The sequence below is a fragment of the Sandaracinaceae bacterium genome (assembly GCA_020633055.1).
Lineage (GTDB): Bacteria > Myxococcota_A > Polyangia > Polyangiales > Houyiibacteriaceae > JADJJE01.
In genome coordinates this window covers 124,813-142,251 of the sequence record JACKEJ010000010.1, presented here as the reverse complement: position 1 = coordinate 142,251, position 17,439 = coordinate 124,813, and the positions used below count along the sequence as shown (strand labels likewise).

The following is a 17,439-nucleotide window of genomic DNA, read 5'->3' as shown; positions in this document are numbered from 1 at the left end:
GCGCGTCCCTACTCGGCCAGGCGCGCGCGCAGGCTGCGGACATTCTTCCGCATGCGCCGGCGCGCGAGCTGGAGCACGGGGCTGCGACCGAGCTCGGCGTCGACCGCGCTGGCCACCGTCTCGAACACGTCCGGTGCGCGCTCGAGCAGGTCGCCCACGCGCTGCTTCACGAAGCGGGGGGAAGCCCTCATGTCACGCGCCAGTTCTGCCCAGTCGCGCCCGCGGATGAAGCACGGGTCGGCGGTGGCGCCCACCGTCATGGCCAGCGACTGAGACAGACGCGGGTACGCGCCGGTGCACACCAGGTCGTAGAAAGGTGCCAGCTGCCACGCGCCGCGCGAACTGCGCACCATCGACAGGTTCTTGCCGTGCCCATCGGCGTTGCCGGCCAGCGCACAGAACACCATCCAGTCGAGCAGCGCGCGCGCATCCGGCAGGGGGGCGTGGCTGCGGCGCTGCACGGCGTGGTAGCACGTCGCGAACGAGAGACCGCCCTCGCTCTCGTACTTGCGGGTGGGCGGGAGACCGAGCGCTTGGCACAGGTCCTCTTGGTGCAGGCGCTGCACGTGGCCGTCACTGTCGATGTGGCGGTCGTAGCGCGCCACCACCAGCGCGCGTCGCCCGTCGAACTCGCGCGCCGAGGTTTGGCAGGTGGGCAGCCCCAGCGCGGCGGCGAAGCGCATGGTGAGCAGCTCGTTCGCCACGAGGTGCTTGAAGCGCCGGTTCTCGAACTTGAGGATGTGCGTGCTCGCGGCGCGACCGCGGGGGAGCAGGAGGCGACCGTCATCGGAGAGGCGCACGGGCAGCTTGTCTTGCGCACCCGCGAGCGACAGCCGCGTGCCAGCGCGCCCCGCGGTGTGCGACAGCGCCGGCGTGCCCTCGTCCATCCACGTGACCAGCTCCTCGGGGTCGAGCTCGTCGTAGGCGTGCTCGGGCGACCCCGGCTCACCCAGAGACAGTGCGCCCGCGCAGTCGCCGCCCAGCGCGCGCAGCAGCTCGAGATCGTTGCCCGCCGAGACCCCCAGCCGGCGCGCAACCAGCGTGCGGACGTCGCCTTCGGGCAAGAGGTTGGCAAAGAACGTCCCCGCGTGCGGGACTGGCGTCAGGGGGAGGCTGGCCGAGATGCCGAAGCCCACGTCCAGCCACGCAGGGGCGTACTCGAAGCGCAGCCGCTCGTCGGCGTCCCGCGTCAGCTCGCCCACGACCGTCTCGCCGTGGAAGACGGTCAGGGTCTCGTCAGGAGCGCTCATCGTCCTCGGGGAGCTGACCGCCGCGCGGCACGACCCACAGCTCGAGCCCCAGCCGCTGCAGCAGCTGCAGCACCTTGCCCACCTCTGCGGTCTCCTTCCCGTTCTCCACCTCGGAGACGAACCGCACGCCCACACCCGCGAACCCCGCGAGCTCGCTCTGGGTTGCGCCCATGCCGCGCCGCGCGTCGCGGATGGACGAGGCCAGGTCGTCGATGTGCTCGATGTGTCTTCCCGTGTGCTTCATGGGCGTGATCCCGAACGGGATCGTAGCGCACGGTAGGTGCGCTGAACTAGGGAAATTTTCCCGAACGGGAACACTCGGCCGGTCGAGCCCACTTCGAGCCACGTGTTGTCCCGTACGGGAATACGGGGATCGTCTCGGTCAGACGAAGGGTCCCCAACACCGTCGCGCGCCCTACAGTTCGCCCATGACCGAGATCAGGACCGGTGGGTGCCAGTGCGGCGCCATTCGCTACGCGGTGGACGGGCCCCTGGGGCGCGCGTCCATCTGTCACTGCCGCATGTGCCAGAAGGCGTTCGGCAACGCGTTCGCGCCGCTGGTCACGGCCAAGGGCTTCCGGCTCACGCGGGGGGCGCTGCGGCACTTCCAGAGCTCCAACAAGGTGCGCCGCGGCTTCTGCGCGGACTGCGGCACGCCGCTCACCTACGAGCCGCTGGGCTACTCGGTGGAGGTCGCCATCGCGACGTTGGACGACCCGCGCGACGTGGCGCCCGTGCTGCAGGTGGGCCTCGAGTCGCGCTTGCCGTGGTGCGATGGGCTCAGCGCGCTGCCGACCCGCAGCGCCGAGGAGCAGCGCGCGGTGGACGCGTTCTTCCGCGACATCGCGTCCAACCAGCACCCCGACGGCGACGTGTGAGCTACCGGCGCCACGGGCGCGCTCGCGGGTCCAGTCGAACTGCGCTCAGCGGGACGGGTCGCCGTGCGCCGAGCCGATGTCGTCGTCCGTGCCGAACTCCCTGTCTGGGCCGGCCGAGAGCACGCGCGGCCCGTTGTCGCAGTCGAGGTGGAAGGGGGTCTCCCACGGATCCTCGGTGCGCGTCTCCTCGTCGAGGCCCCCAGACTGTTGCAGCTGCTCCATCGTGGGGCAGTGCCCTTCGTTCAGCTGGAACACGCGCGCGGCCTGTCGCACTGTCGCCGCGTCCACGCGGGCGAGCTTCACCTTGGCCTCCATGAGGTGGTTCATCACCGACACGCCGACCGCGCCGCTGATGAGCGCGATGAGCGTGATGACGACGAGGATCTCCATGAGCGTGAAGCCCCGCGGATGTGCGCGACGAACTCTCGTGGGCGCGCGTGGGGACGCTGGTGGAAGGAGGGAGGCGTGCGGGTGACGTGGCATGCGAGCGTGCAGAGCAAGGTGCGTACCATCGCGATTCCGCAATCCACTCGCGCTCCGGACGAGCGCGACGCGACAGGCTGACAGTCTTCGGTCGGTGGTGTGCGACAACGCGACAACGCGCGACGTGCGGCACTATCTAGCGTCGACGATCGCGCTCCATTGTTCCCAGAGCAGCACGGGGTCGAGGTCGGCGTACCCTCGGGCTCGTTCCATCTGCCGGGCCATGCCGTGGTCGACGCCCATGCACGCGGCCTCGTCTCGCACCGCGAGGACATCGGCTCGGGTCAGCGGCGCCTTCTGTGCGCGCTGCCGCGCGACGAGCAACGCATGCAGCGACGGCGTGAACAGAAACGCTCCCGCCGAGGGGCCAACCTGGTTCGGCTGCGGGCTCTCGCAGCGCCACACGCCATAGGGGTTGTGGCACGAGTGTCCCGACGAGTACGCAAGGGCTGGCCAACGAACGAGGACGCGTCGCGGGGTGTCCGCGTCGGGGGCGAAGGTGTGGCCGGACGCCAACGTGGGATCCTCCGCCAGCTGGTACATGCACAGCACGTCTGCGAAGTACCTGGCGTCCTCTGCGTTCTCCTCGACGGGAACCAGAGCGTCCGGAAGAGAGAACGCGTGCATGCCGCACGTCTCGCATGCGTCGTCGCCGACGAGCGCGAAGACAGCACCTCGGTACCAGCGGCGCGGGTCGTCGGACGCGAAGTGGTCCAGCCAGTCGTCGACGGCCCAGCCCATCTTGGATTCTTCGATGCGCACCGCGAGGGCACCTGCGTCGCGCAGCGCGCGGACGAACGTGACGACGGCCGCGCGCCCCGCGAGCAGGTCCACGGGGAGCTCGCAGACCAACGCGCTCGGTGCACGCGCCAACGCCGCGAGCATTGGCTCCGCAACGGTGCCGAAGCAGAACGCCTCAGCGAAGTGGCCATCGTTGGGGATGTGACTGATGGTGATGGGCCCCACGCCCGCGAGACCCGTGCAGCGACCGTCCTCGATGGTCAGCCCAACGCTCGCGAGCCTGGCGCCCCAGGTGTCGAGCGTGGGTGGCGATCCAGGAACGAACAGGGTCAGGCGAGTGAACTCGGTGCGGGTGTCGGTCATGGCTGGGACCTCGTTGCGGTGGCTACCTGTCGCGCCGAATGCCGGCTTTGCGCTCCAGCTCGCGGAAGCGCTCTTCGAGGTCGTCAGGGACGTCCAGCTCGCGCAGGCCCACCACCTCGTCGGCGCTCGGCTCGGGGTCGCGCTCACGCTGTGGGCCGGCCGCGACGGTTGCGACGGCGCGCTTGGCAAGATCGGGCAGGCTCCCGCTCCCAGCGCGTGCAGCCAGGTCGCTCAGACCACGCGTCACGTCGGAGGCGGTCGTGCGCAGCCCTCGACTGATCTCGGCGCCGACGGTGGCCGCGCTCTCGCCCATGTCCGCCGCGAACTTACCCACGGCCTGCCCGCCGCGCTCCAGCTGCTTCTCGAGGCTCGCCGTGTGCGAGGGCAGCCGTGCCCCGCCGACTTCGTCGGTCACGTAGCAAGCGCCGCAGGCCCCGCACGCCATCACGCGGTCGCGGTTGAAGTCGAACACGTCCAGGAAGTAGAGCCGAAACGTGCTCTTCAGCTCCTTCTCGTAGAACGTGGTGTCCTCCTGGCAGCTCTCACAGCGACGCTGCAGCTGCGCCCCGCCGGGCACCCGCTCCGTCGCTCGCTTCAGTCCCAAGACGACCCAGACCATGCCGTGCAGGGTACTTCAGCATCCTTCGGCGCAGCGCTGCGAAATGTCGCCTGGCCTCGCGCTGCGAGAACTCGTTCGTGTCTGGGTCGTTGTGTCGCGAGCGGGGCCCAGGATACGCTCCGCGCGTGGAGGAACACATGCTCGCGGGTCATCGGAAGTTCTCTTCGTCGCGGCGCCTGTGCGTCGTTGGTCCGTCGCTCATCTCGCTCGTGGTGGCATGGGTCGCCACGGGCTGCGCCACGCCACCCCCCGTGCAAGGGCCCGAGAGCGGCGCGTCGCCGTTGCCGGCCGAGCTCGCCGTGCACCTCCGGCTGGTGGAGCCGACGGCCGAGCAGACGGGCTGGGTGGACCGTGCGACGGGCGAGCCCGGCCACGGTGGGGTGACCGAGGGGCTGCCCACCGAGCTCGTTGAGAGCGCCCCGGTGTACCGCATGTGGAACGGACCGGAGAGCGGCACCAACAACCGCATCGGAGGGTGGTGGACGCTCACCCCGCCCAGCGGAGACGTCGCGACCTACCGGGCGGACTACGCCATCTGCACCGAGTTGAACGAGCTGCGCTGGGTGGCGCAGTGCGAGCTCGCCGCGGGCACCTTCGTGGTGGTGGGGCCCACGCAGTCCGCCCAGTGCAACGACCCCACAGAGAGCTACCCGCCCAGCGCCGACGCCTGGCAGGTGTACGTGCCCAACGCCGCGACCAACCCTGGGCTCCATTGTCCAGAGCCCACCGCGGACCGTGAGGCCAACCCGAACGACCTCGCGGCCCCGTGATGTCATCCATTCGAGAAGGCGAGACCAAGAGCATGTTGCCCGAAGGCTTCACCGAGGATCAGCTTCTGCCTCTCACCCGTACGGCGCCGGTCACTGCGCGCTCGAGCGTCACTGCGTCAGCGCAGGACGTCGCACGTGGGTACGTCGCGTTCACGTCGTCCCGTCGCGCGGGTGTGCTCACCCCTTCGCTCACTCCGCGCTTCGACCACGTGTTCCCGTCCAAGGCCCGGACCGTCAAGCTCAGCGCGGACGCCAAGCGCATGGGCGTCCTCGTGGAGAGCACGCTGCATCGGTTCGACATCGAGACCAGCGCGCAGCACGCCCCCGTGGACATCCAGCGAGGGGAGTACCAGCTGGAGGACGTGCTCCTGGAGAACGATCTGGGGCTCTGGTTGCTCCTCACCGCCGACAACGGCGTGAGCGTGCGCCTCGAGCACCTGTCACCGAGCGGCGAGGTGACGCTCACGCGGGACTTCGACGGCAGGGCCTACTGCGGGTACCTCCTTTCGCTGCAGCCCAACGGATCGCCCTTGGTGTGGGGCGCGGACGGTGGTGACGGCTGCGTGATGTGGAGCAGCGCGCTCGAGGGCAACGCGCTCCGCCTCTGGCGCTGGCAGCGCGAGGAGCTGTACCTCTGCAGCTTCTCCCCCAACGGAGCCGAGGCGCTCCTCGTCGACAATGGCGCGCTCGAGCGCGTCGCCTTCCCAGACCAAGCGCTCATCGCCAAGGGCGAGTTCCCCGAGCAGGACTGGAACCGGCTCGAGCAGGCTGCGTACCTCTCCTCGGACTACGCGGTGGTCTCCACCAGCGAGGGGCGGCTGTTCGGCTGCGACCTCGGCACGATGACGTTCGACGCCGAGCTGCTGGTAGATGGCTACACGCCCACCACACGGCGGCGGGAGACACACCTGTGCACCCTGCTCAGCCTCGTCCCCGGGAGGTCCCCGGGCGACCTGCTACTGTGCGGGGACGGCGAGATCCTCCGGGTGGACACCGCGCGCTGGCTTCGAGACTGACCGCGATAGGCAGTCGTGGAGCGTTCAGCTGCTCCTTCGGGGGCGTGACGCTTGCTATGCTCGGCGCCATGCAGGAGGCCGCCGAGCGAGATGACCCCGTGGAGAGCGGCCGCGCAGCACGCGTCGCGCACCGGGACCCATATGGCCTGTTGGGTGCTTCGCGCCTCGAGCTGCGCGATTACTGGCATGGGCTCAGTCCGGTGGCGCCAAAGATCATGTACGTCATGCTCGCGCGGGAGTCGGACGGGAGCTTCGGCGGTACCGCCGAGCTCAGCGTCGGTGAGCAACTGCGCCGCAAGGAGTCTCTCGAGGTGACTCTCCCGCAGGCCGTCGCGAAAAGGATCCTGAGTACCCTCGCACGGGCACCAGCTACGCCAGGGGAGTACACGCCGTGGATCGAACACACGGACGACTACCCGGACGTCGAGATCCACGTCGAGGTGCCCGCCGGCACCATCACCTTCCACTCGCGCTCGCAAGGGAAGGACCACACGCCGTGGGGCCTTCGCGTGAGCGGTGTCGAGCACACCGTCACGTCGCCTCTCCCCGCGCGGGCCCTTCGGCTACTTCGTCGCAGCACGGCCCACGATCGGCTGAAGTCCGCTGCTCGGGAGCTGATGAGACGACGACGGTCGTGATGGCCGGACGTCCGCGTGGCACGACGTCGCGACTCTCGGCACGCGACGTCAGCCGTTGCGGTACGCGTCGCCCAGCTGCTCGAGATCGGTGACGCCGTACTGGTCGCGGAGCGTCGAGAGCCCCGCGCTCACATAGCGTTTGTAGGTCGCCACACTGACCTCCAATGCGATGGCGGCCTCAGAGTCTGTCAGCCCTTCGCCGTACTTCAGCTCGATGGCTGTCTGCTGGTCGAGCGCGAGGCTCTGAAGCGCCTTGGTGAGCTGGTTCTTGCGGTTGATGACGCTGCTCATCGTGGGACCGAAGTTCATGACAGAGTGCACGCTGCTGTCGAAGCCGTCGGGGAGCACGCGGCGGCGACGGTACATGTCGGCCACCTGGTTTCGGGCGATCTGCCACAGGTAGCCCCTTTGATCCTTGATCGGGGTTCCGACTCGCTTGACGTACGCGAGCAACGTGTTCTGGGCCACGTCCTGGATGTCGCCGTACGGGACCTTGGAACGGAAGAAGCGCTCCAGCTTGGGCCACTCACTCTTGATGAGCGCATCGACCTGGGTGCGTTGTTGCGCCGTCAGTTGGGACATGTCCTTGCCCTCATCGAGCGAGGTTAGCGCCGCCGACAGGCCTTCGGCAATGGTGTCGTTCGGGCTGGTCATGGACACACTCGCGCGCGGTCCTGAGTCTCGAGCCGCTCGACACGCTGCCACAGCGCCGTCAGCTGTGCGTGCATCTCCGCTCGAGGGTCGTCGAGCCAACGACGGGGAAATCAGCTCAGAAAAACTGCACGTCGCGCTACCTGAGCGACGGGTCCCAGCGTTGTGCGTATTCGAGGACTCGCTCCACGTCCCAACCGCGATGCCGCGCGGAGTCCGCCTCGCGGTGGATCTTCCAGCCGTCGGGTCCGCGCCGGTACTCCAGAAAGCGGAAGACCTGCTCCCTCGATGAGCAGCTCCGCTCCAGGACGAACACGCGCGTTGGCGAGACAGGGGCCGCATACGAGCAGCGACGCGTGACGGGCATGGCAGCCGCGTAGCGGAGGTCCACCCCCCGCTGCAGGCCCTCGAGTCGCTCCCGCGAGACGCCGCCGGACAAGCCGTAGAAGGTCTCCAACGGAAAGTGATAGGCGGCGTAGTGAGCCTCGACGTTGCGCTCGAAGTAGTGTCGATACCAGCGACGATATGCCTCGTGCACTTCAGCTCCAGCGGACTCCAGGGCACTTCGCGGGTGGGCGGGTGACTCGCGCGTGGCGGACGATGGGTCGCCGTCCGAACCGTCCCCGGCTTCCCCGAGCGGGTACGCGTCCGGCGCGGTGGGCGCTTCCGACGACGACCACAAGTTCTGAAGGCTCCCGTTCGATGCCGCGACCACGGCGACGACGACCGAGGCCGCGGCGCCGACCTTCAGTGTGCGCTGGAAGGTTCCGCTCACGAAGAGCGAGGACCTCTCCAAGGCACGCAACACCGCTGCGGACGTTGGCCGGCGACTCGCATTGGGTCGCATGCACGACTGCAGCATGCGGATCAGCGTCCGTGGAATCCGCTCCCGACCTCGCTGGCCGCGCACGTTCCCGAACATGTTGGCTTCTGGGCTCTCCGCGGCAAACGGTGGCTCACCAGCGAGCGTCTCCCAGATCGAGACGGCCACGGCATAGACATCGCTCCGTCGGCGAATCTCGCCGCGACGCACCTCGGGGGCCATGTAGGGCGCCGTGCCTTGTATCGCGCCGCGTCGTACTCCGACACCCCTCTCGGCGATGACGGCTCCAAACCCGAGGTCGACGAGAATGGGGGCGCCGCTGCTGTCCACCAGGACGTTGTCGGGTTTGATGTCGCCATGGACGATGCCGTGCTCGTGCAGGAACACCATGCCGCGCAGAACCCCGATGTAGAGTTCGACGACGCGGGCAGGGGTCATGCCGGGGGCGGCAGTGACAGAACGCAGGGTGGTGCCGCGGATGAGCTCCATCACAATGAAGTCCACCGAGACGTCCCCGTCGTCCAGGGTCAGCCGCCCACGGGCGGCCTCGTACACGTGAACGATGTTGGGCGGACGCCGCAGCTGCGCCAGCGTGCGCGCTTCGTCGAGCATCGATGCCGACGCCGAGGAGACGGGGGCGAGCTTGATGGCGAGTGCGCGCGCTAGGCGACTGTCCCACGCCTCCACGACGACCCCCGACGTACCGCGGCCCAGGACCCGGGTGACGAGGTAACGATCGTCCACGAACGGCGCAGCGCTGCCCAGGATCTCGTGGCGAAGCAGCGCCCCTCCCAAGGCCGTTCCGATACTCGCGACCGTCCACGACACCCGGCGAGACTACACCGAGACTGCCACGCCGTCGCTAGCGGTCTTCACGGGAAATCGCTTGTGAACACACTCCGCCTCGGCCGGACCGTGTGTTCCGGTCAGAGCCACACGTGCTCGAAGCCGCAAGCGCTGCTCCTCGCGCGAGACGTTCAGGAAGAATTTGAGGATGACGGTGCGCCGCCCTATCATCACCAGATGAGGAGCCGAACGGGACTGGTTGCGATGTGCTTGCTGCTCTGGACCGGATGCGGTGGCTCGGGAACCACAACACCGTCTGACGGCGCCGTCCCGGACGGCAGCGCGGATGCGACCGTCGACCCTGGGGCATGCGCCGAACTCATCGCCCAGACGGGGTCCTGCGTCCAACGAGCACGGCGCATCGACGTGAGCGATGCGCTCGGGTGCCGCTTGGACGCTGCGGGTAGGGCCCTCTGTTGGGGCCTCAACTACGACGGCCAAGCCATGCCGCCCACCGACATGGAGTTCGCGTCTATCACGGTGGGACGTGACCACGCGTGTGGCCTCTCGAGCGACGGTCGCGCCATCTGCTGGGGATCCTCGGGCTTCGCAAAGACTCTTGTGCCGGCAGACTTCCGGGTGACCGCGCTCGATGCGAACACCGACTACACGTGCGGCCTCGACCCCTCGGGGAGGGTTCGATGCTTTGGGACCCTCGCCCCGCTCGTCCCCGAGACGGACGACCGCTATCGGGCTTTCGACACCGCGTCTCTCGGGGTGTGCGCCATTCGCCTCGACGGGTCGCTCTCATGCTGGGGCGTTCCTCAGGCGACGTTCCTGACACCCCCGGCCGGCACCGACTTCGCCGACGTGGCACTCGGGTTCGGGTTCGGCTGCGCGCTGCGCGATGATGGCTCGCTGGTGTGCTGGGGCAACGCACCCGACGGCGCGCCCGTGGGACCGTCCTCGGAGCGCTACACGGCCGTGTCCGCTCGGCGCGATGGCGTCTGCGCATTGGACTCCGCCGGGTTGCTCTCGTGCTGGGGGACGAGCGCGCCGAGTGTGGACGGCACCTTCGCGGCGCTCCACGTCGCAGGGGCGGGCGGGTGCGCTGTCGAGCCGAGCGGCGGCGTGGTGTGCTGGAACAACGAAACCACCGTGTTCGGACATCCCTTCTCGGAGGACGTTCGCTTCCAGAGTGTCGGCGTGGGCGACCACGTGTGCGGAGTCTCCGTGGACGGCGAGACGCTCTGTCGCGGCGGCTCGGTCTACGGTGAAGCGGTGCCTCCACCGGGGCGCCCGTTCGTTCAGGTGGCGCCCGGCGGGGACCACACGTGCGGCCGACTGGCAGACGGAAGCGTCGAATGCTGGGGTCGCAACCACCGAGGCCAAACCGCGCCACCCGCGGATCTGCGCGTGGAGGACCTCGTCTCGGGCGAGGCGCACACGTGCGGCCGACAGGCAGACGGGACGGTCGTCTGTTGGGGAGAGTCGGCGTCGGGCCAGACGACACCGGCCACGGGCGCGTTCTCGTCGCTCACGTCGGGCTCGTGTCACACCTGCGGGATGCGAGCGGACAACAGCTTCGAGTGCTGGGGGTGTTCTGCGACGTCGTTCGTCGCGGAGCTCGGCAGTGAGGCGCGCCTGTTGGTCGCAGGCGGGTCGCAGATGTGTGCGACGCGAGAGGATGGCACGACGTCCTGCATGAACTGGCGGCCCGTCCCGACGCCGCCCGTGGTCCCCGTGGGACTGGTCTTCGAGGAGCTCGCCGTCGGGCCGTCGTACGCATGCGGTCGCACCGATGATGAGCGCATTCACTGCTGGGGCGAGATCCCCATCGTGCCAGCGGACACGACCGTGACGATGACCTCGGGACAAAACAACTGGGCGTGTGGACTCGAAGCAAACGGCTGCCTGCAGTGTTGGGGCATCCAGGTCTTCTCGTCGTGCGGGGTTTGGTAGGCGGACGGCCCGCGCTCGTGGGCTAGGTCGACGGACGACCCGCGGCGCTCGCCAGGGGTTCGAGCGTCATCACGCGCTCGAGCGTGGCGCGCCGCTGACGCCTCGCGCTGAGCCAGACCAACGCCACCGCGAACGCGAGACCGCTGGGCGCACTCGGTGTTGGCGCGCCCGAGGTCAGCGCGCCGCACGTCAGCGCTTGCGCTTCCGACGGCACGGGCGGGGAGGGCAGCTCGCGTAGGGTGGTCGAGAACGTGTGCTCGACCGTAGGCCGGCTGGGGTCCCACTCGGTCGGACAGAACGCTTCGTCGAGCACGGGCAGCAGCTGCTCGTCGAACACCTCGACGCGCACGCACTGTGGCCCGTTGCTGGAGTGGGTCAGTGGCATCCAGAGCCGCGCCCGGCTGCCGCCCTCTGCGGTCACCACGGGCTCGCCGTCGATCAGCTCGGCGTGCACCACGCTCGTCGCCAATGCGCGGAACGCCGTGCTGTCGGGGAGGTCCATCGTCGCGCGCACCACGTAGTCGACCTGGGCGTCGGCTGTCTCCACGGTGAGGACCGCCGTGCCCTGCGTCTCGAGGCCCGCGACTTGGTCGCCAATGCACGACCCGACGAAGGTGTGGGGCCACTCGGGCACCCACTCGACGCGCGCCGTCACCTCGACCGCGCGCTGTGGCCGTCCAACGCCCACGGTGCGCTCGAACGCGTAGCTCGGCTCGTTGATGGGGCCAGCGCCAAGCCGTTCACGCAGCAGCCCGTTCTCGACGCGGAGCGTGTCGCCCTCCCGCAGGGGCTCATCGGGGACCAGCGCGACGAGATGCCTGGGGCAGAGCGCGTCGTCGTCGACCGTGCGCGCCGAGAACGCACGCGCCTGCCCATTCACCCACAGCTCGAGCGCGCCCACGTCTTCCGCGCGTTCCACGGTGAGCAGAAGGGGACCGTCGGCATCGGCCAGCTCCTCCGGCGGCGGCCAGCCGTCGGCCGTCCACTCGAGCGACCGCTCGTGCGTCTCCACGGGTTCGAAGCGTTCCGCGCACGAGCAGGCTGCCGCAGGAGCCGGGCGCCCGAGGAGCGCTGCGCTGATGGCGAACACGATGAGAGGTCGGTGGGGCACGCGCCTCGTGTTCGCAAGCGCCGTTCCAACGCGTTGCTCGACGTTTCGTGGGGGCGCATGCCAATGCGGTTGGCGCCGGGCGTAGCCATGTGTGACGGTTGCCAACTGGGGTCGAGCTTCGCGCGGCGCGTCCACGCGTGGGGGTCACAGGCCGACGGTGTTCAGCACCCACCGGCACCTGTCCGCGATGGTCTCCTCGAAGCGGTCGAACACTTGGTTGTCGCCGTGCGCCTCCGCGAAGCTCACGCGGGCCGCGGCAGGTAGTTGAAGAGCTGACAGTCGCGCGGCCGGGTGATGTCGCGGATGGGAGCTACCGGCTCCGCACCCGCAAGTGGGCGGGTACCTCCACGACGCGTCCCTCCCACGAGTCGACGGTGTCTGCGCGGCCAGTGGCGGCGTTCCAGCGGACGATGGCGCGTAGCGTGTGGCCCGCGCGCGCAGGCTCGGACGCTCCGCGCCGCTGCGGCAAGCGCTCCATCGAAACAAGCAACGTCCCGTCTTCGCGAATGCCGACGTAGCCGACGGTACTCTGGTCGTCTTGGCATCCCGAGTGAGTCACCGGGCCGTAGCGAAGCAACTCCAACGGCGGGTCATCTCCGAGCTGCGCGAGCAGGATCAGCATCGATCCGCTTGCGCGCTCCACTCGGTCCATGCGCATCACGACGGATGGTCCCTGCGGTGGCGTCCAGGTGAGGGTGGGGACGGCGTGCGTCTGCAAGTGGTCGTACGCACCCTCGTCGCACTCCGACGTGTGCAGGTGCAGGCGCGACCACGGGCGCAACAGCGGCAGCCAACCGAGCGGCTCGGCAGGCACGGTTGGCTGCGTCGTGCTCGTGGGGTCCGGGGTCCCCGCGGCACCGGTGCCGGGCTCGGTGCCGGGCTGAGTCGTCGCCACCGCTGGCCCGGGAGGCCGCGTGTGGGGTGGAACGTTCGGCTCCGTAGCAGGTGCGGCGGCGTCACCGACGACGGGAACCCCAAGGCCGGCGGGGGGAGTGCGTGGGCACATGGCCACTCCGGGGGGAGGCTCGCCCACACGCTCGTAGGTCGTGGTCACTGCGGTCTCCCCGGTCATCTCGAGCTGCGTGCCGTGCCGCACCCCAAAGGCGTAGGCGCGCGAGATGCCCGCGATGGTCGTGATCACCACGTCGCCTTCGTAGACCGCGTACGTGCCTTCCAGGGTCATGAGCTCGGTCTCGGGCATCAACCCGCCGAGCATCTCGGGAACCAGCACCTGCAGCGTGTACGCACCCCCCCACTCGTACGTCTCCACCAGGTATGGACGTGCGCGCCACGTACCCACCAGTTGTTCGGCCGGGGTTGGGCAGCGCGGCAGGGCGAGCGCGTCGGCACCGCTCGCGCGCAGCAGCGTGGCGGCGAGGATGGGTAGCGCGACCGCAGCCATCAGCATGGTCGCCACGAGCACCCTTCGCTGCCGCCGCAAGGTATCGATGACAGAGGGGCTCCATCGGACGACTGCAGGCCCGGTGGCGCTACTCTCCGCGCTGGGCTGTGCGCTGCCTGCGTGGGCGGCATAGCCCAGGAAAGCGCGTCGGAAGACCCGATGGTTGATCAGCGCCGCCACGGACATGGCGCCGGGCAGGCACTGAGCGGCGAAGAGCGCGGTGGTGACGAAGCGAGCACTCCACCGAGCCACCAACGCACGCCGCGCGGGAACGTACCGGCGATAGGGAGACACCAGCGTCACTCGGTAGTACGCGATGGACGCGACGACGCCCAACAGAGGGACCAGTGGCAGGACGAGGCACACCACGAGGACCTGCTTCTCGCGGGCGCCCACCCACGCCACGTATCGTTGAATCTCGGCGTCGTTCGCGAAGGCGGGACGCTCGCAGCTCTTGCACGTTTGATACGGCGTGCGCTCGGTCAACGCGGACGCACACATGCTGCATCTGCGCTTGCTCAGCAGCCGCAGGGGCTGGTTCTCGACGTCGGAGACGACGCTGTTCAGGTTTGGTTGCCCGAACGGGCCGACGTCGCACACCTGCGTTCTCGCTAGCCCACACGCGGGGCAGTGCGGGGCGGAAGCAAACACGGGGCGCTCGCAGTGCTCGCAAGCCACCTTGTTCAGCTCGGCACGCCGCTCCAACTCTCGGTTGATCCACGCCATCAGCGCCATTCCGACGGCCACGATGGCCATGAACGCGAACGGCAGGACCACCGTGAGGAAGACCAGGCCGATGACCCAGAATTCCTCGAACCACGAGATGGCCTTGGCGATACCCAGCGTGTCGTCGGCGTCGATCTCCTCGACGAAATCCAGGAGCTCTCGCCGGACCCACGTGGCTGCAAACGTCCCTCCAGCGGCGAGCAGCGCGAAGCCCCCACTCCCCACCCCAGCGGCCAGCGTGCTGCTGGCTTCGACGATCTCCACGTCGGTCGTCGACACGAAGCCCAGCGTGGTGAGGCCCGCCATGACGGGTTTCACCAGCGGATCCAGCTGGCCGAGCAGCTCGCGCAGCTCCTGGCTCTTGGTGGCCGCCAGCTCCAGGAAGCTGAGAACGCCCAACACCCACAGCGTGACGTCGTGCGTGAACCAGGACGCGCTCTGCGCTGCGACTGCGGCAGCCAGCTCCAACTGCGTTCCTTCGCCGCCCACCCAGCCGACTCCGAAGCGGAGCAGCATCGCCACCACGAACGCCGGAAGGAACGCGCGGCTCGCGAACGGGCCACCAGCCCCCAGCGCGTGAATCATGTGAGCGATCATTTCGGCGTCCTCCCGCAGTTCACTTGTGCTCCAACCGAGCTGTCCGGACGCTATCACGCCCCTTGCGCGTCGTGGCAACGTCGCTGGCGTCCAACCCGGTCATCCGTTCAGTGCCTCGCAACGGGCATACAGGTTGGCCCGGCATGCCGCGGTACACCGCTGCGATGACCTCCAAGTATCAGTCCGTCATTCTCACCGTCATCCTGTTCTGGATGGTGCTCTCCTGGTCGGCAGAGTTCGCGTTCAACAACTCCGGCGTCGGCGCGAGCGTGCAGCAGTCGTGCTCCGTGCGAGGCAACGGGGACGCCGCCTGCACGTTCACCAACATGGGCTGGTCGCCCGGCTCGCATTGCGTGCGCGTGGGCGTTCAACGCAACGGCGACCAAGAGCGCCTCGGCGCAGCTCTAGCGTGCAGTGGCAACCTCGCCGCGAACGACAGCCGGGTGGTGGAGGTCTCGGTGCTGGACGGCGCCACCGCCCCCTCGGACTTCTGTGTCGCCGGGCTTGGACAGGCGTGGACCAGCGTGTGCTCCGTGTTCATCGAGCCTGCCGCGCGGTAGCGGGCTGACAGGTTCAATGAACGACCGCCCCTCCATCCGGCTCGAACCCTGCGCTCAGTCCAGCACGCCTTCATACACCGACTCGAGTTCGTCACTCGCGGACGCGCACGAGCGTGATCGGCCCTGCCGCGCCGTTTGCGCCGCGACGACCCGTGTTGCCGCGCGCCCCATCCATACCGTTGCTGCCCGAGCGCCCGCCGCTGACGCTGCTCGCCGCGCGATACCCGGGCTCGCCGTAGCGCCCGTAGCCAGGACAGTACGCGCCACTTCCGCCGCTTCCGCCCCTGCCGCCGCGACCCCCAGCGCCGCCCTGGCCGCCTTGGCCGCCCTGGCCGCCGACGCTCTGCACCAGGGCGAGGGCTAGCCGCTCGTCTTCCGGGCAGCTCGCCGCGTTGCACACCACGCGCACCTCGATGGGACCTCCGTTTCCGCCGTTGCCGCCGGGCCCGCCGTCTCCACCTCGTCCGCCGGGACGACCGTCGCCGCCGTTGCCACCCGAGCGGTTCGGGCACCCGCCGGGCATACCGTTCATCCCCGACGAGCCTGCGGTTCCAGCGTGACCCATCGTCCCTGACGCTCCCGGGGGCCCCCGGCTGACCACCACGAACCCGTGGGTCTCCGTGGGCGGCAACGCGACCACGACGCTCCCGTTGGGGCCGCTCACATCGACCACCCAGACGTGAGGGGTCCGCCGCAGCGCGACGACCAGCGGCGGTCCTCCGTCGAACACGAGCGATCGGGGCGCCTCGATCTGGACTCGCGGCGTGACGCTCAACAGGAACGTGTGGTCCAGCTCGATGGGCAGCGGGATGACGCCCGCTTCGGACACCAGCGCGATGACGTCGACCGTGCGCAATGCCTCGGCGAAGTGCACCGTGCCTTCGGCGTCGATGCGCGCGGCGGGACTCGCGATGGCCAGGCTCGCCGCGTCGACACACGGCTGGACGCTCACCTCGTCGGCCGGTGCGCAGAGCGTCAGCGGCCGCGCGAAGCCCGCGACCGACATGCGCAACCCCGGGCGAAGGTCCAGGGTGGGCACGATGTGCTGCTCGCCCGCGCGCAAGGCGCCCAGTGCCGACGACCCGCGCGCGATGTCCTGCTGCACCACCACCGTGAAGTCCGTGGCGGCACCCTCGAACCAGGCGCGCTCGATGTGCTCCCGCGGCACGGCCTGGGCGTTGCGCCCGGTGGCGACGATGCGCGCATGCGCGGTAGGGTCACCCGTGACGTGGGGGTCGTCGCTCGCCGCGATGCGGATGGCCACCAGCCGCTCGGTCGCCGCCCGGCGCTGAGCCGGGGCCGGCAGGCGCGCGCGCATCTGCAGCAACAAGGCCTCGTCCTCCACGCTGCCGAGCGATGCCTCGGTCACCGGCTGGCCACGGTACGGCCCGCGCTCGAGCTCGGCGGACACCAGCAGCGTCGCCGCGCGCTCACGCGCCGGGCCGGCCGAACGCGCGTCGTCGCGACGGACCACCAGGGCCGCCATCTCGTCGTCCGACAGCGCAATCCGCTGCGGACCAGCCGCCAAGACACGAAACGTCGTCGCGTTGATCTCCTCCGCCGAGGACGTACCGGGCGCCGTCCGCAAGAACACGTCCAGCGCAGCAGACACCCAACCGCGCAGCGCGCGTCCGTCGGGCGCCGAGAAGTACGCGAGGCTGCAGCCCTCGTACGCAGCCGGCGAAACACGTCCCGCGAGCAGCGCGTCGTTGAAGTCCTCGGCGTCGTCGTCAGCGAACGCCTGCAGGCTGTACTCCGGCGCGCCCGGACGACAGACGGCCACGTCCGCGCCCGGCTGACCCAGGTAGTGGACCAGCGCGCGCGACGGACGCCGCTGCGCGTCCCGCTGCAGACGGGACACGGTGTAGGGCGTAGGGTAGCCGCAGCCCACCACCATCGCCGCCACGCTCATCATGGATGCACAGCGTCCGGCCCGAACTCGCTCGCTCGTCACAGTCACTCCTTGCACGGCTCCGCTCGTCGCACGCCTGCGTCCTCCGGGCGTGCTCGGCGCGGACCGTAGCGCAACTCGCGGAGCCGGGGGAGACGACGGGGGTTGGATG

16 protein-coding genes are annotated in these 17,439 nt (G+C 69.4%); 6 read left to right on the top strand and 10 right to left on the bottom strand.

What is annotated here, in order from left to right; all coding sequences use genetic code 11:
* Positions 1–8: 8 nt before the first annotated feature.
* A complete protein-coding gene (locus tag H6726_23065) occupies positions 9–1,250 on the bottom strand; it encodes a type II toxin-antitoxin system HipA family toxin (protein MCB9660544.1) in 1,242 nt (413 codons plus the stop codon).
* Positions 1,237–1,494: a helix-turn-helix transcriptional regulator gene (locus H6726_23060; protein MCB9660543.1), complete on the bottom strand. Its 258-nt coding sequence runs from the start codon at positions 1,492–1,494 to the stop codon at positions 1,237–1,239. Before H6726_23060 ends, H6726_23065 begins: the two co-directional genes overlap by 14 nt.
* A 184-nt stretch (positions 1,495–1,678) precedes the next feature.
* Between H6726_23060 and H6726_23055 the strand changes: the two genes are divergently transcribed.
* Entirely contained in the window at positions 1,679–2,128 is a 450-nt protein-coding gene (locus tag H6726_23055; protein ID MCB9660542.1) for a GFA family protein, read from the top strand.
* Between the two features lie 45 nt (positions 2,129–2,173).
* Here H6726_23055 and H6726_23050 read toward each other — a convergent pair whose 3' ends face one another.
* From H6726_23050 to H6726_23040, 3 genes are all read right to left on the bottom strand, one after another.
* Positions 2,174–2,611 (bottom strand): type II secretion system protein GspG, encoded by a 438-nt coding sequence (locus tag H6726_23050; protein MCB9660541.1) that lies wholly within the window; start codon positions 2,609–2,611, stop codon positions 2,174–2,176.
* A 132-nt stretch (positions 2,612–2,743) separates the two neighbouring features.
* A complete protein-coding gene (locus tag H6726_23045) occupies positions 2,744–3,715 on the bottom strand; it encodes a hypothetical protein (protein MCB9660540.1) in 972 nt (323 codons plus the stop codon).
* 22 nt (positions 3,716–3,737) lie between these two features.
* Positions 3,738–4,334, bottom strand: coding sequence for a hypothetical protein (locus tag H6726_23040; GenBank protein MCB9660539.1), 597 nt, complete (start codon positions 4,332–4,334; stop codon positions 3,738–3,740).
* A 125-nt stretch (positions 4,335–4,459) separates the two neighbouring features.
* Here H6726_23040 and H6726_23035 point away from each other — a divergent pair, with 125 nt between their 5' ends.
* The 3 genes from H6726_23035 (at position 4,460) to H6726_23025 (ending at position 6,758) form a co-directional block, all read left to right on the top strand.
* Positions 4,460–5,104, top strand: a complete 645-nt coding sequence (locus H6726_23035; GenBank protein ID MCB9660538.1) for a hypothetical protein — start codon at positions 4,460–4,462, stop codon at positions 5,102–5,104.
* Entirely contained in the window at positions 5,104–6,120 is a 1,017-nt protein-coding gene (locus H6726_23030) for a hypothetical protein (GenBank protein MCB9660537.1), read from the top strand. The genes H6726_23035 and H6726_23030 overlap by 1 nt, the downstream gene beginning before the upstream one ends.
* 68 nt (positions 6,121–6,188) lie before the next feature.
* The gene (locus tag H6726_23025; protein MCB9660536.1) at positions 6,189–6,758 is read left to right on the top strand and encodes a hypothetical protein; all 570 of its coding nucleotides are present in this window, start codon (positions 6,189–6,191) and stop codon (positions 6,756–6,758) included.
* 48 nt (positions 6,759–6,806) lie between these two features.
* Here H6726_23025 and H6726_23020 read toward each other — a convergent pair whose 3' ends face one another.
* Together H6726_23020 and H6726_23015 are read right to left on the bottom strand one after the other, a co-directional pair.
* The gene (locus H6726_23020; GenBank protein MCB9660535.1) at positions 6,807–7,412 is read right to left on the bottom strand and encodes a sigma-70 family RNA polymerase sigma factor; all 606 of its coding nucleotides are present in this window, start codon (positions 7,410–7,412) and stop codon (positions 6,807–6,809) included.
* 136 nt (positions 7,413–7,548) lie between these two features.
* Complete coding sequence (locus H6726_23015) at positions 7,549–9,060, bottom strand: serine/threonine protein kinase (GenBank protein MCB9660534.1); 1,512 nt, start codon at positions 9,058–9,060, stop codon at positions 7,549–7,551.
* 384 nt (positions 9,061–9,444) lie between these two features.
* Between H6726_23015 and H6726_23010 the strand changes: the two genes are divergently transcribed.
* Positions 9,445–10,980 (top strand): hypothetical protein, encoded by a 1,536-nt coding sequence (locus tag H6726_23010; GenBank protein ID MCB9660533.1) that lies wholly within the window; start codon positions 9,445–9,447, stop codon positions 10,978–10,980.
* A gap of 22 nt (positions 10,981–11,002) precedes the next feature.
* Here H6726_23010 and H6726_23005 read toward each other — a convergent pair whose 3' ends face one another.
* Together H6726_23005 and H6726_23000 are read right to left on the bottom strand one after the other, a co-directional pair.
* Positions 11,003–12,091, bottom strand: a complete 1,089-nt coding sequence (locus H6726_23005; GenBank protein ID MCB9660532.1) for a hypothetical protein — start codon at positions 12,089–12,091, stop codon at positions 11,003–11,005.
* Between the two features lie 310 nt (positions 12,092–12,401).
* Positions 12,402–14,804 (bottom strand): DUF4126 family protein, encoded by a 2,403-nt coding sequence (locus tag H6726_23000; GenBank protein MCB9660531.1) that lies wholly within the window; start codon positions 14,802–14,804, stop codon positions 12,402–12,404.
* Between the two features lie 176 nt (positions 14,805–14,980).
* Between H6726_23000 and H6726_22995 the strand changes: the two genes are divergently transcribed.
* On the top strand, positions 14,981–15,376 hold the full coding sequence (locus H6726_22995; protein MCB9660530.1) for a hypothetical protein: 396 nt from the start codon (positions 14,981–14,983) through the stop codon (positions 15,374–15,376).
* A 91-nt stretch (positions 15,377–15,467) separates the two neighbouring features.
* Here the strand turns inward: H6726_22995 and H6726_22990 are convergent, their stop codons facing one another.
* Positions 15,468–17,291: a hypothetical protein gene (locus H6726_22990; protein MCB9660529.1), complete on the bottom strand. Its 1,824-nt coding sequence runs from the start codon at positions 17,289–17,291 to the stop codon at positions 15,468–15,470.
* Positions 17,292–17,439 lie beyond the last annotated feature (148 nt).

Excerpts from the sequence above, each read along its gene's own strand:
- H6726_22990 (MCB9660529.1), bottom strand. The coding sequence starts at position 17,291 with ATGATGAGCGTGGCGGCGATGGTGGTGGGCTGCGGCTACCCTACGCCC.
- H6726_23000 (MCB9660531.1), bottom strand. The coding sequence starts at position 14,804 with ATGATTCACGCGCTGGGGGCTGGTGGCCCGTTCGCGAGCCGCGCGTTC.
- H6726_23030 (MCB9660537.1), top strand. The coding sequence starts at position 5,104 with ATGTCATCCATTCGAGAAGGCGAGACCAAGAGCATGTTGCCCGAAGGC.
- H6726_23050 (MCB9660541.1), bottom strand. The coding sequence starts at position 2,611 with ATGCCACGTCACCCGCACGCCTCCCTCCTTCCACCAGCGTCCCCACGC.
- H6726_23060 (MCB9660543.1), bottom strand. The coding sequence starts at position 1,494 with ATGAAGCACACGGGAAGACACATCGAGCACATCGACGACCTGGCCTCG.
- H6726_23055 (MCB9660542.1), top strand. The coding sequence starts at position 1,679 with ATGACCGAGATCAGGACCGGTGGGTGCCAGTGCGGCGCCATTCGCTAC.
- H6726_23065 (MCB9660544.1), bottom strand. The coding sequence starts at position 1,250 with ATGAGCGCTCCTGACGAGACCCTGACCGTCTTCCACGGCGAGACGGTC.
- H6726_23045 (MCB9660540.1), bottom strand. The coding sequence starts at position 3,715 with ATGACCGACACCCGCACCGAGTTCACTCGCCTGACCCTGTTCGTTCCT.
- H6726_23025 (MCB9660536.1), top strand. The coding sequence starts at position 6,189 with ATGCAGGAGGCCGCCGAGCGAGATGACCCCGTGGAGAGCGGCCGCGCA.
- H6726_23020 (MCB9660535.1), bottom strand. The coding sequence starts at position 7,412 with ATGACCAGCCCGAACGACACCATTGCCGAAGGCCTGTCGGCGGCGCTA.
- H6726_22995 (MCB9660530.1), top strand. The coding sequence starts at position 14,981 with ATGACCTCCAAGTATCAGTCCGTCATTCTCACCGTCATCCTGTTCTGG.
- H6726_23040 (MCB9660539.1), bottom strand. The coding sequence starts at position 4,334 with ATGGTCTGGGTCGTCTTGGGACTGAAGCGAGCGACGGAGCGGGTGCCC.